This is a genomic window from Mucilaginibacter glaciei, from assembly GCF_014773245.1.
GTDB classification, from domain to species: Bacteria; Bacteroidota; Bacteroidia; order Sphingobacteriales; family Sphingobacteriaceae; genus Mucilaginibacter; species Mucilaginibacter glaciei.
In genome coordinates this window covers 36071-49803 of the sequence record NZ_JACWMX010000004.1, presented here as the reverse complement: position 1 = coordinate 49803, position 13733 = coordinate 36071, and the positions used below count along the sequence as shown (strand labels likewise).

At 46.7% G+C, this 13733-nt stretch carries 8 protein-coding genes; 5 read left to right on the top strand and 3 right to left on the bottom strand.

Annotated features, from left to right (window positions below):
• Positions 1–6 precede the first annotated feature (6 nt).
• From IDJ76_RS10135 to IDJ76_RS10125, 3 genes are all read left to right on the top strand, one after another.
• Positions 7–549 (top strand): SRPBCC family protein, encoded by a 543-nt coding sequence (locus tag IDJ76_RS10135; RefSeq protein WP_191163208.1) that lies wholly within the window; start codon positions 7–9, stop codon positions 547–549.
• Positions 550–585: 36 nt separating this feature from the next.
• Positions 586–963, top strand: coding sequence for a DoxX family protein (locus IDJ76_RS10130; protein WP_191163207.1), 378 nt, complete (start codon positions 586–588; stop codon positions 961–963).
• A 99-nt stretch (positions 964–1062) separates the two neighbouring features.
• On the top strand, positions 1063–1491 hold the full coding sequence (locus IDJ76_RS10125; RefSeq protein ID WP_191163206.1) for a hypothetical protein: 429 nt from the start codon (positions 1063–1065) through the stop codon (positions 1489–1491).
• A 150-nt stretch (positions 1492–1641) separates the two neighbouring features.
• Here IDJ76_RS10125 and IDJ76_RS10120 read toward each other — a convergent pair whose 3' ends face one another.
• On the bottom strand, positions 1642–3543 hold the full coding sequence (locus tag IDJ76_RS10120) for a beta-N-acetylhexosaminidase (RefSeq protein WP_191163205.1): 1902 nt from the start codon (positions 3541–3543) through the stop codon (positions 1642–1644).
• A 224-nt stretch (positions 3544–3767) separates the two neighbouring features.
• Between IDJ76_RS10120 and IDJ76_RS10115 the strand changes: the two genes are divergently transcribed.
• Complete coding sequence (locus IDJ76_RS10115) at positions 3768–5162, top strand: Gfo/Idh/MocA family oxidoreductase (RefSeq protein ID WP_191163204.1); 1395 nt, start codon at positions 3768–3770, stop codon at positions 5160–5162.
• A 106-nt stretch (positions 5163–5268) separates the two neighbouring features.
• Complete coding sequence (locus IDJ76_RS10110; protein ID WP_191163203.1) at positions 5269–5841, top strand: GrpB family protein; 573 nt, start codon at positions 5269–5271, stop codon at positions 5839–5841.
• Positions 5842–5894: 53 nt separating this feature from the next.
• Here IDJ76_RS10110 and IDJ76_RS10105 read toward each other — a convergent pair whose 3' ends face one another.
• The gene (locus IDJ76_RS10105) at positions 5895–9746 is read right to left on the bottom strand and encodes a T9SS type B sorting domain-containing protein (protein WP_224746301.1); all 3852 of its coding nucleotides are present in this window, start codon (positions 9744–9746) and stop codon (positions 5895–5897) included.
• Positions 9747–9819: 73 nt separating this feature from the next.
• Complete coding sequence (locus tag IDJ76_RS10100) at positions 9820–13722, bottom strand: NHL domain-containing protein (protein WP_191163201.1); 3903 nt, start codon at positions 13720–13722, stop codon at positions 9820–9822.
• Between the last annotated feature and the right edge of the window lie 11 nt (positions 13723–13733).

Genomic DNA, 13733 nt, shown 5'->3' with positions numbered 1-13733 from the left:
CAAATCATGAACATTCTGACCACTGTTTTAGAAGTAATTGCCACCATAGTTGTACTGGTGCTTGTAATTGCCTTGTTTGTGCCAAAAGCCTACAATGTGCAGCGCAATATTATTATTAATAAAGCCAGTCAGCAGGTTTTTGATTACGTTAAATTTCTGCGCAACCAGGATCATTATAGCAAATGGGTAATGATGGACCCTAACAAACGTATGAGCTACAAAGGTACCGACGGTACAGTTGGCTACACTGCCGAGTGGGACAGTGATATGAAACAGGCAGGTAAAGGCGAGCAAACGATCACAAGAATTGTAGAAGGCGAACGGGTGGATATCCGCGTGGTATTTATCAAACCCTTTGCCGGTATTGCAGAGACTTACATCTCTACCGAACCGGCTGCTGACGCCAGCACCACTATGGTAGTTTGGAACTTCGATAGTAAAATGGCGTACCCTATGAACTTTATGCTGCTGTTCATGAGTATGGAAAAAATGTTGGGCAAGGATATGGAAGAAAGCCTTGCCAATTTAAAACGCAATTTAGAAGCATAGCCGACACTCAAATTAAACACCTAAACCTTAATAATCATGAAAATTGCAATGATCATTGTACGTACCCTGATGGGGTTGTTCCTATTGTTTGCTTCGGTAAGCTACTTTTTTGAGTTGGTTAAACCCACTACACCGCCACCGCCGGCTGCAGTAACTTATACAACCGGCCTGGCCGTAGCACACCTGATGCCCATTGTAAAAGGCATCGAGCTCATCTGCGGTTTGTTGTTGCTAATTGGCCGGTTTGCTACTTTAGCTACTATAGTGATATTCCCTATTACAGTAAACATCCTGTTATTCCATGGCTTTGCCGATCCTGCAAACATCGGCGGCGGGGTGTTATTATTGGTGCTGAATTTATTTATGGCATACTATTATCGCAAAAATTACGCATCGTTATTTGCGGTTAAATAGAGATTAATAAAAATATTTAAAGGCCGCAGGGAGCAATCTTTGTGGCCTTTGTGTTTTAATCTTTATGTATGCTGTGGTTAAATTCGTCTATATTAGGCCATGCAAAAATTGATTTTCCTGTTATTGCTTATCCCGGTAATGGCGATAAATAAACCCAAATCTGCCGAAACTATTCCGGCTGCTTTAAAAGGGAACTTTACCGACGACTATGGCATTAAGTACACGATTAACGATACCCTTTGGGTGCAGCACCCGCGCAGTCGTTTCCATATCATCAAGTGGAACGTGAAAGACCAGTACCTGATAGCCAAAAATGACGACGGTAACCCAGGCGAAGGCGGCCAGTACACGCGGATAGATTTTATGCAGTTTAGCGGAATGGAGCCTTGGCGCTGGGGTTTTTGCCTTACCGCTTACAACGCCAAAACAGATGCCATTGCCGAAGCTACCGCCAATGCCGACAGGCAGCACCCCAAAACAGGCTGTAACGGGTTCCCTTTTTCCAGGATGAAAAGGACCGATCAATAGCTACAACTTAAGCATAAGTAAAAATGCGATTCGGATAACGTTGATAATGAGGTGTTCACAAATGTTCACGGTGTTCATGGCGTTCACGTGAACACGATTATAAAAAAAAGCCGCGCCAACCGGCGCGGCTTTTCTATGCAAACCGGGAATTTAATTTCCGGCTCTTTTATTCAATTCATCAACCGGCATAGTTACCATGCGGCCAATTGGTTTACCGTTTCTGTAGGTAATCACCCGGAACTGTGTTGCGTCAACCGGCACAGTTAAGATGCCTGTATACTTTGGATAGAACTTATCAGGGTACGAGTTATCAAAGCTGTAGTAAATGTCCAGACCCGGTATCTCGGTACTCAACTCTACATTAAGACGCTTATTAGCGGCGCGGCTGGCCTTAAATATAGGGTCGTATACGCTGGGTGCATATTTGATCTCGGCCTCATTAAACCGCTCAAAATGCTTCTCTACCTTTGTAAAGAAAGTGTTGAAATTCTTTTTTTCTTTTGGCGACCATACCGTTTCGGCAATAGCGAAACCACGCGGCCAGGTCATATACTCTGCCTGGCGGATGTTGTAAACCTGTTCGGTCCAAAGGTTAGCTTGCCCGCCTTTAATATATTTAGCATCCGCACCTTCGGGTACAGGCTCAAATTCATAAGTTTTGGTTAAACGTAAAGTGGCGTATACCACCGGCTCCATTATCTTGTCGGCTTGCATATAATCCAGGTAAGCAAAAGTGGTTGGGCTCATCACCACGTCATGGCCTGCCTTACTGGCATCTATGCCATATCGAATGCCTCTCCAACTCATCAAAGCCGCGTTAGGCCCAATACCGCCTTCCAGGATCTCGTCCCAGCCCATGAACTTTTTACCTTTAGATTCTACTATTTTTTCTACTCTTTTCTCAAAATAGCTTTGCACCTCTTCCATATTTTTAAGGTTTTCTTTAGCCATCAGCGCTTTCACTTCGGGGCTTAGTTCCCAAAAATTTTTGGCGCACTCATCGCCACCCATATGAATGTATTGGAACGGAAATAACTGCGCTACTTCACCAATTACCTTATCTAAAAACTCATAGGTATATTCGCCGGCAGGGTTCATCGTGTTATCCACTAATGCGGGGTGGCCGGGTTTAGACCAGTCCATGATCTTCTCGCCAGATCGTACCACATATTTATCTGCACCCGGTGTAGCGGATAGTTGCGGGTATGATGCAACTGCGGCAAGGCTATGGCCGGGCACGTCAATTTCAGGCATAATGTTAACATATCTTTCCTGGGCGTATTTCACCAGCTCACGGATATCATCTTGGGTAAAGAAACCACCATAGTTACGCGGCTCATCTGCAGTTGGTGTGGTAAACGACCCGAAAGAACCTTCGCGCTTTACATTAAAGGCGCCTACTGTAGTCAGCTTAGGCAGGCTTTTTATTTCTATTCTCCAACCCTCATCATCAACCAGGTGCAAGTGCAGCAAGTTGAATTTGTACATAGCCATATGATCTATGTAGCTCATTACCTCTTTTTTGGTAAAAAAGTGGCGGGCCACATCAAACATCAATCCTCTCCACTCAAAGCGGGGGTAGTCGGTAATGTCAACCACGGGTACTGCCCAACTTACATTCTTAGCGATCACTTTTCCTTCAATTTCTTTTGGCAGTAATTGTAGCAGCGTTTGTACGCCGTAATATAAACCGGCTGTTTCATTAGCGGTTATGGTGATTCCCTTGGGCTTTACGGTCAGGTAATAGCCTTCTTTCCCTAAAATGGCATCGTTCTTTTTGTTCAGAACTAATTTAATAGCGGCTGCAGGTGCTACTTTACTGATATTTACCATTTTACCGGTAGCAGAAGAGAATTTTTCTTTAAGCAGATCGGTCACATTGATCATTTCGGGTAAGCTGGCTGCCTGTACGGTAATAACCTTGGGCAGCACATACTGGCCGGTGTGAGGGGTGATTTTTACCGGCTCGGGGATAATGGCGATACCGCTTTGCTGGCTAAAAGCGACCGCCGATAAAAGACAGTTGCATACCAGTAGAGAAATTTTTTTCATAGAAACTATTTGGTGGTTTATAATGTGGCTTACAGCTTGCAATTTATAACTTTTTAAATAATATTAAAAAGCTTTTTATTTTACAAAATTGCGTTTGTAATTACTTGATTATTATAATGGTAAGAAAAATATTTTGGTTATAGTTTTTTTATTAAATTGCCTACTTAAACCCATAATTGCGCCTGCAATTCATTACCAATTATTAAAGCTTAATTAATTAAATTATGTCCACAGATCGTAGGAAATTTTTAAAACACCTGGGTACTTCCGTACTGCTCACCTCAGCCTCACTTACCAGTTTAGCAGCGCAGGAAGAGCACGAGATCCGCACGCTGCGCGCCGAAAAGCGGGCAGGGCCTAATGATAAGATCCGCATCGCGACTATTGGGATGGGCATCATGGGCTTTAATGATACCCGCGCCGCCTTAAGTGTGCCGGGTGTTGAGCTGGTGGCTGTTTGCGATCTGTATAAAGGCCGGCTGGCAAGGGCTAAAGAAGTTTACGGCGCCAACCTTTTTACCACAATGGATTATCGTGATATATTAGATCGGAAGGATGTTGATGCGGTGATCATCGCTACCAGCGATAACTGGCATAGCCAGATCTCTATCGATGCGATGCGTAAGGGCAAAGCGGTATACAGTGAAAAGCCGATGGTACATCAGATAAGCCAGGGGCTGGCCGAGATCCAGGTGCAAAAGGATACTAAAATGGTTTTCCAGGTGGGCAGCCAGCGCATCAGCAGCATCGCCTATAAAAAAGCGAAGGAGATGTATGATGCCGGTGCCATTGGTAAGATCAATTCTATAGAGGCATCATTTAATCGCCAGGACGCTTTAGGTGCATGGCAATATACTATCCCAACCGATGGGAATATCCAGAATGTGGATTGGTCGCGGTTCCAGGCGAACGCTAAAGTGAGATACGATTATGATCAAAACCGGTTCTTCAGATGGCGGAATTACCGTGAATATGGGACAGGTGTTGCAGGTGATCTGTTTGTTCACTTATTAACCGGCATCCATTATATAACCGGTTCAAAAGGACCCGAAAGAATTTATGCTATCGGCGACCTGGCCTACTGGAAAGATGGCCGCAATGTGCCTGATGTAATGAGTGCAGTAGTACATTACGGAGAAACCAAAGAGCACCCGGCGTTCCAGGTCACGTTGCGGGTAAACTTCATTAGCGGTGAGGGCGACAAAACGGTTACCAAGATCGTAGGATCTGAAGGGGTGATGGATTTGGGCGGCGAGGGCGACAGCTTCAGCATCCGTAACAGTAAAATGGCCGAAGCACCAGGCATTGGCGGTTGGGACTCATTATTTACTTACACCGAGGCCGAGCAGAAAAAGCTGATGGACGATTACAACAAACGTTACAACGAATCGCAAAGGATGCGGCCTAAATTTGAGCCGATAACTTACCGTGCACCACAAGGGTACAATGCATCGAACGAGCATTTTGCCAACTTTATGGATGCTATCCGTAACGGCACCCCGGTGGTCGAAGATGCCGTATTTGGTTTCCGCGCCGCTGCACCTGCATTGCTTTGTAATGATAGCTATTTTAGCAACAAAGTAATCAACTGGGATCCGGTTAATATGAAGATAATTTAACCTTTACTATTGATTTAATTTTTGATCCTCGTGAGCAGATGTTTACGGGGATTTTTTTTGAATAGAAATATTGTGTTAATTCGCGTGAATTCAATATGAGTTGGTGATGGGAAAAACGCTGAAAGACTTAACAAAGGAAGAAATAGGAAGGCTTTTCCCAATCGAAATAAGCCCTTACAGCAACAACTGGCCTGTTTTGTTCGAAAAAGAAAAGAGCTTAATTATAGAAACTATTGATCCGGATTTGTTCTCTCGCATTGAACATTTCGGGAGTACGTCTGTACCGGGGTTATCGGCTAAAAACACAATTGATATTTTAATGGAGTTGGAATTCGACGAGGAAAAAAACCAACGTTTAATCCAACAACTGGCAACTTTAGGATATGAATTTAACTGGCAAAATGAAGGCGGCAATACTCATATGGTTTTTGTAAAGGGCTATAACGTTTTAAACCCTAAGACCCAAACTTACCATATCCACGCCGGCCCCAAAACCCATCCCGTATGGGACAGGCTACTTTTTAAAGATTATCTCATAAAACACCCGGAAACTGCAGTCGCATACGAAAAATTAAAACTAAAGCTATCTGCAGAATTTAAGTCTGAAAGGGTCGCATATCGTATCGCAAAAACAGAATTTGTAAACGATATTACGGGCAAAGCTAAACTTGTGTTATAATTAAATTTAAGTTCGGCGCAATCGAATCTTCCAGTTTAAAATAACAGAAAAGTTTATCTCAAAATAGTAACCGAACCCGATAAAGCCGGGATGCCTGTTTTGGTATCTATGATGTAGTAATACGTGCCTGATGGTAAAGGCTTGCCGTTATAATTCGCGTCCCACGGTTTGCTGTAGCCGATAGATTGAAACACCTGTTTGCCATAGCGGTTAAAAACAATTACGCTGCAGCCCGGGTAACCTTGCAGCACCGGCAGGTTCCAGAAATCGTTTACACCATCACCGTTAGGGGTAAAGGTATTATTGATCACGATAGAGCACTCAGCTATTGTTTTAACCATTGCAATAGATCTATTTGATTGCACCAGGGGGTTAACTAAACAAAGCCCCCCGCTGGCAAGGGTACACGTAACTACATCACCGTTAACAAGTGCAGTTGTTGTGAATAGGTGGCTATTAGTGCCTGCAATAATGTTGTTTACCCGCCACTCGTAAGCGGGGTTATCATTCACGCCAACTCCTGTTATGGTTGCGGTAAATGTGATTTCGGTGCTGGGGCAAACCGCATCAGTAACCGATGGCACTATACTGATGGTAGCACTAGTACTTGGAATCAGGTCTATACTCACAAAGGCAGATGTTACCGAAACCGGCGCACAGCCATCATTATTGGTAATGATACAGGTTACCTTATCTCCATTAACAAAAGACGAGCTGGTAAAGGTGGCGGTAGTTGCTGCTACGTTTACGCCATTAACCTGCCATTGTAAAGCAGGCGCTACCCCGCCATTGGTAAAGGTCGCTGTAAATGTAACTTCCTTTCCTTCACATGTACCAACGCCGCCTTCAGGGCTTATTTTAATAGTGGGTAGCGCGGCTGATGCTGCCGTTGCCTTAAAGGTGGCGGTAGCTCTGTCATTACTACTCAGGTCGTCATCGGCGGTTAAGGTAATGGAAACCGGCATGCCGATAACCATGGGTGTGCCTGCTGCCGGGGACTGTTTGATAATAACGTTGCTGCTGCAATAGCTTATAGCCTTTGCATCCTTGGTAAAATCGGGCACAAGGGCCTGGCAGTTGGTTACGGGAACGGTTACATCGGCAAAAGTTGTGGTAAACAGTACAGGGCTGGTAATGTTAACCGCTACGTTAATCGTTTTTGCATTACTTACATTGGTATTATCCACATGCCCGGGGTGCCCGTTCCCGGCAATGGTGGTGGTTATACCGCCGGGCGTTATTTTTTTAATTTTATGATTGTCAGAGTCGGCAATGTACAGGTTATCTGCCGCGTCGATCGCTATGCCCTGGGGGTTGCTAAATAAGGCTTCGTTAGTTGCACCTTCGGCATCGCCGGCAACACTACCGGTGTAGACGGTTAACTGGCCGTTGATAACTTGATAGATCTTATTATCGGCCGAGGCGACAAAAACGGTGCCCTTACTATCAACCACTAATTGTTTAAAATGAACCGATGACGCCGTTGTTGTATTAAGCGTTGTTACTACAGCGGCGGGCGTTATTTTTCTGACTGTGTTTACATAATTATTATCACTTGTAGAGGCGTACATCGTGCCGCTTTGGTCAAAGGTTAAGCCTACAATGCCGCTAAATCCAGCCGCTACCCCGGTACCGCTTACGTTAGCCTGTAATGTATTTCCCGCAAAAACAGTCGCGTTATTACCATCGTTACTTACTTGGTAAATACGGGATTGATCGGCAATAAATATACCGCCGGCAGGGCTTATGGCGATTGCCCTGACATCGACCTGCACACCACCGTTGGCCGCCTTTAACGCCGCGGTAGCAAAAGAGGTTACATCGCCCTTGGGTGAAATTTTACGCACCAGCTTATTTAAAACATCGCATACATAAACGTTGCCGTTAATGTCGCTTGCCATAGATTGCAGCCCGCGGCTAAACTGAGCAACGGTATTTTTACCATCTAAGCTACCTACCTGGCCGCTGCCTGCAAAGGTGGTTACCCTGTTAGCGGCGCTTAATTCACGTATCATGTAATTACCGGGGTCGGCAATAAAAATATCACCGTTCGCATCAATGGTTAAATTTGATGGCGCATTAAATTCGGCATTTATAGGGTTGGCAGGGTCGGGGCCGTAACCGGCAGTTATGCTCACTACCTGCGGCCCTACACTGCTGCAATTAAAACTTCCGTTACCTAAAATTATAACGGGCGGCTGCTCGGCCGGGTCGGCGGTAATAGTTGCCACATCAGCAAACTTGGCTTTATACGTACCGCCTGAGGGCAAAGGCAATAAAATGGGCGGCCCTTTGGGCGTTACCGTAGGGTATTTGATTGGGAGCGGATCAGCTGCAACGACCAGGTCCTGAGATACGGGCACCGCTTCTTCATAATCGGTACTGCCGGGTTGAAAAACAGTGATGGTAGTGGTGCCCGGTCCCACAATATGGATCTTGCCATCGCTTATGGTGGCAACCTGGGTATCGCTGCTGGTGTAAATTAAAGGGATAGACGGGTTGCTTGACGATGCATTGGTGTTAAAGTCAAGGTCGCGTTCTTTTTTAGCAGGCAGCGGCGGCAGTGTGAGCGTTTGTTTGATAAGGCCCGGCAACCGCACTTCGATAGTTATGGTAATTGCATTTTTGCCGGTTGTGTTGTAGGCGAAAACTGAAAATGGACTGGCTTGTAATTTTTCGGTTGGGGTGCCGCTTATTGTTCCGGTTTTAGGGTCGAAACTAAGGCCGGGCGGTAGGTTTGGGGCAATATAGTATCCGGTAGTGATTACCTTTCTGATGGTATTATTGCCGGGGTCGGCTACATAAAGATCCCCGTTAGGACTAATGGCTACACCTGCAGCGCCGTTAAAGCGGGCTGCCGCCCCAATGCCATCAGCGTAACCGGGCGTAAAGCCGGCGAGTGTAGTTACCTGCCCCTGCGCATCAAAACGACGGATCAGGTTATTACCTGCATCGCCAATAAATATGGTGTTTGCAGCGTCAATAGTTAATCCAATTGGCTGGTTTACCCTTGCCCCCCGGTAAGTGCCGTCATAATTGCCCGCAAAAAAGCTACCTACAACGCTAACCACGTTTCCGTCAACATCTATTGTACGGATGTATGATGATTCACCCACGTAGATCTTTTTGCCATCGGGCGTAACCGCTATAGCGCTCGGCACCCTGAACGTTGCTGCTGTACCTTGTTTATCGGCATCAGAAACAACGCCATTGCCTGCATTTGTACTACCTGCAATTGTTCGTACGGTGCCATCCGGGGCAATGCCGCGTATCATATTGTTGGCATAATCAGCTACATACAAAAAGCCGGCATCATCTACAGCAATAGCCAATGGGTTATTGAACCTTGCCGCTTCGCCCTGGGCATTAGTTTGGCCGGTTACACCAGCTTTACCGGCAATTGTTGTAACAAAACCTGCGGGGGTTATTTTGCGGATGATGTGACTGTTTTTATCGGTAACATAGAGGTTGCCCTGTTTATCTATACACAGACCAGTAGGTTCAGAGAAGCTTGCCAGTATTCCCAACCCATCTGCCGATCCAACGGCACCGCTGCCGGCAAACGTGGTAACCAAACCGCCGGGTGTTATCTTCCTGATCTGATTATTGCCCGCATCTGCCACATACAGGTTACCGGCAGCATCACGTGCCAGGCCGGTGGGGCGGTTAAAACCGGCGGCTGCGCCGATACCATTTGCGGGCCCGGCGGTAGTGCTGCCTGCAAAAGTGGTTACCTGTGAAAATACCGTAGCCGGCACTGGTCCCCCCGCGTTTGTTGGCGATACCGGGGTTATTGGTACGCCTACGGTAAACGAAAACGGTGTTTGATAGCTAATATCCGGTGCCTGCGCATAGCTATCGCGGGTTGCCATAAAGGCAAGCAAACAAAACATAATGCGCAGCATCTTTTTCACAGACAGTATCGGGGCAAAAAAACATTAGTCCGGCTGGTAAACGGACTGGTTTATAATCGGTGTATCAGCGCAAAATAGTAACAGAACCGGATACTAACTTCGAGCTGGTTTTAGTGTCAACAATATAGTAATAAGTTCCGGCAGGTAATGCAAGGCCATTATAATTTCCGTCCCATGGTTTACTATACCCAACCGACTGGAATACAAGCTTGCCGTAACGATTATATATCGATACCAGGCAGTCGGGATAGTTCACCAAGACCGGCAGGTTCCAAAAGTCATTAACACCATCGCCGTTAGGTGTAAAGGTGTTAGGCAGAATAATCCTGCAATCGGATTCGCTACGTATAACAGCAATGTAAGCCGCCGTTTCAATTGCGGGACTAACCGCGCATTTTGCGGTTATGGTTATAACGCAAATTACCTTATCGCCATTAATTAAAGTGGTACTGCTAAACTCGGGGCTGTTGCTGCCTGCTTTGTTGCCGTTAACCTGCCATTGATAGCTCAGCTGGGTACTGTTAACATTTGAACCCGACGATACAGCTAAAAAGCTGATTTTACTACCCGGGCAAATTGGCCCTGCTACTGATGGTACAATGCTAAACGCTACGTTTATCGCAGGGTCGGCATTTACAATTGCCGGGCTGGAAGGTGCCGAATTGGTAGGGGCACAACCATCGTTATTGGTAACTACACAAGTTACGTTATCACCTGTTTTCAAAACAGACGATGTAAATAAGGCATCACCTGTAAAGGCATTTAAACCGTTTACCATCCATTGGTAAGTAGGGTTATTGCCGCCGTTTGTAGCTTGGGCTGTAAATGTTATCGCCTCACCATCACAGATTTGTGGCGTCAAAGGGCTTATTGTAACAATAGGTGTCGGTAGTTTATTGGCGGTAATTTTAAAGGTAACTGTAGCTTTATCGTAAGGGCTAAGGTCGTCATTAACGGTAAGCATCAGATCAATAGTTTGGCCGTTGGTTAATACCGTTCCCGCGGCCGGGGTTTGGGTAAAATGAAATGTGTTGGTACAACTGCTTTTTGCAGTTGCGGTAGCGGTATAGTCGGGCACTACGGCAGGGCAAGCGTCAAGGTAGGGAATGGTAAGCGCCTGGTAGGTTGATGTAATGGTTATAGCGCTGATGACGATAAAAGGTATGTCGGTCGTTTTTTTATTAGATGTTTTGGTATTATCTAAAAAGCCTGCTTCGCCGCTGCCGGCAATAGTAGTTATAACGCCTGCAGGGGTTATTTTACGGATGAGGTGATTATCGGTATCGGCTATATAAAGATTATCAGATGGATCGATAGCTATCCCCTGCGGATCATAAAATTTAGCGGTCTGCCCTGTGCCATCTGCCGAGCCAATGTCTCCAACAACAGTGCTGCCTGCAAAGATGGTTAACACGCCTGCAGCTGTTATCTTATAGATCTTAGGCTCGGACGAGGCCACGAATATATTTCCCTGGCTATCTACCACCAGGCGTGTGAAACGCAGTAATGGGTCTGTTTTGGCATAAACGGTGGTCACTACGCCGGCGGGTGTAACTTTACGGATCCGGTTCTGATCATTTAAAGCCGAGGAGCTTACATAAAGATCTCCATTTTGGGCAAAGAACAACCCGGTTATGGTATTGAATGCAGCTGTTGCGCCAACTCCATCGATGTTATTATCCAGATTGATGCCGGTATACTTTAACCCGCTGCCCGCAAATACCGTGGCGGTGCTGCCGTCGTGCGTTATTTTGTAGATGCGGTACCCGTCTGTCACGTAAACGAAGCCCAGCTTATCTACCGCTATGGCCACTACGGTCATTGGGTCGAGGTCATTAAAAGGCCTTAGCGCATCGTCGGCAAAAGTGCTCACAACACCCGCGGGCGTTATTTTCCGAATAAGCGAATTTTCGACATCGCAAACGTACGTGTTGCCCTCTGCATCTGTGGTTATGGTGAGCAGGTTACGGCTAAAGGTGGATACTTTGGGTTGCCCGTCGTCCCGGCCCGGCGAGCCGCTGCCTGCCAGTGTAGTAACCCGGGTATCTGTCCCTATCTTACGGATCTTATAGTTGCCGCGGTCGGCTATATATAAATTGCCCGATGATACATCGTAAACAATATTGGTAGGGTGGTCAAACTTAGCACTTAGCGGGTCTGCCGGGTCTGGGCCGTAACCTGCAGTGATGCTTGCAGTTTGCGGCCCTACTTGAGCACAATTATAAAGGGTCTCCTTTAATTTAACGGAAGGTTCTGGCTGGGCCGGGTCTGTAGTAACTGTAGCAACAGCAGATGGCATTAAGGTGAGGCTGCCCGTATTATCCAGCGGTATAAGTATCGGGCTTGCTTTGGGTGTAACTGTGGGGTATTGATATACAATGGCTACCTCAGCAATAACCAGTTGGCGCGATACCGGCGTAGCGTCGTTATAATAAGGGTTGCCCTTTTGATAAGCAGTAATGGTTACCGTCCCTGGCCCAACAATGTGGATCTTTCCATCGGATATGGAGGCAATGCTGATGTCGCTACTTTCAAGGGTGATGGGTAAGCCAGGATTTGTACTGCCTACTACGTACGGGAAATCAAGGTCGGTTTCTTTTTTGGCTGGCAGCGGATCAAAAGTGATGGTTTGATTTTGTTTGCTCAATTCATTCACCTGGATGTTTACAATGTAAACGCCCTTGCCCTCCGTATTGTAGCCAATAATAGTATAATCAGTTGCAGGCGAGGCTACGGTGGGGGTACCGCTGATAATGCCCGTACGCGCATCAAATACCAAACCCGCAGGCAGTGCCGGAAAGATCTGGTAACCGGTAGTAGATATCTTGCGGATGGCATTATTACCTGCATCGGCCAGGTAGAGGAAGCCGTTATTATCTTCACATAAACCAGAAGGACGGTTAAGTTGGGCATTGCCGCCAGTACCGTCAGCAAAGCCGGGGGCATCGGCGGTTCCGGCCAGTTTGCTGATGAAATCCTCCTGCCTGCCGAACCGGCGGATAAGGTGGTTACCCGGGTCGGCAACGTAAATGGTGTTGGCTATATTGATGGTAATTCCAAACAGATTTTGAAAGAGCGCTGTTCTGGAGTCACCGTCAAACGCACCTTTTGTCATATATACCCCCGCCACAGTACTCACATTGGCTGATGGCGTTATTCGCCTTATTAATTCGCCGTTAGTGACATAAAAACTTCCTTCAGGGCCAATGGTTAAATGGCTGCCACCGCCAACGTTTGCCGTGACACCGGGCCCATTAATTGCCGCTGCGCCCCGGCCTGTGCCGCCACCTGCAAATGGTACGATATACCCACCCGGGGTTGGCACCTGCCTTATCCTGCCGTTGCCGGTATCGCTAATATATAAATTACCGGCAGCATCTATCGTAATACCGGTAGGGTTATTAAAGGTGTTATTAGTTATGCCAACCACTCCCGGCACACCGGCATAAACGGAAACATCGCCGGTTGGTGTAATTCTACGAATGAGTTGGTTGCCCTGGTCCACCACAAACATAATACCCGCGGGATCAAAAACCAAAGCGGTTGGGTGATTTAACCTGGCTGCCGTACCGTTTCCATCGCGATAACCTGCGGTACCATCACCGGCAAAGGTGGAAACTAAACCAGCGGGGGTGATTTTCCGGATCAGATTGTTACCGGCATCGGCCACAAATAAATTACCTGCCGCGTCAAACTTTACATCAAGCGGGTTATTGAAACTTGCCGCGCGGGACAGCGCGTCAACAGAACCTGCCGCTCCGCTGCCTGCAAAGGTGGTAACCTCACCATAAATGTTTGGAGGGACCGTGCCGGCTCCGGTACGCGGGTTAGGCACTAAGGGTGCAATAGGCGTGCCGACGGTATAGTTTTGAGGTGGCAGGTCGCGGAATTTTGGCGATTGGGCATAACTATTGTTTACCGCCAAAATGGCGATCAGGCAATAAACAATAGCATGAACCCTTCTCACAAATTCATTGT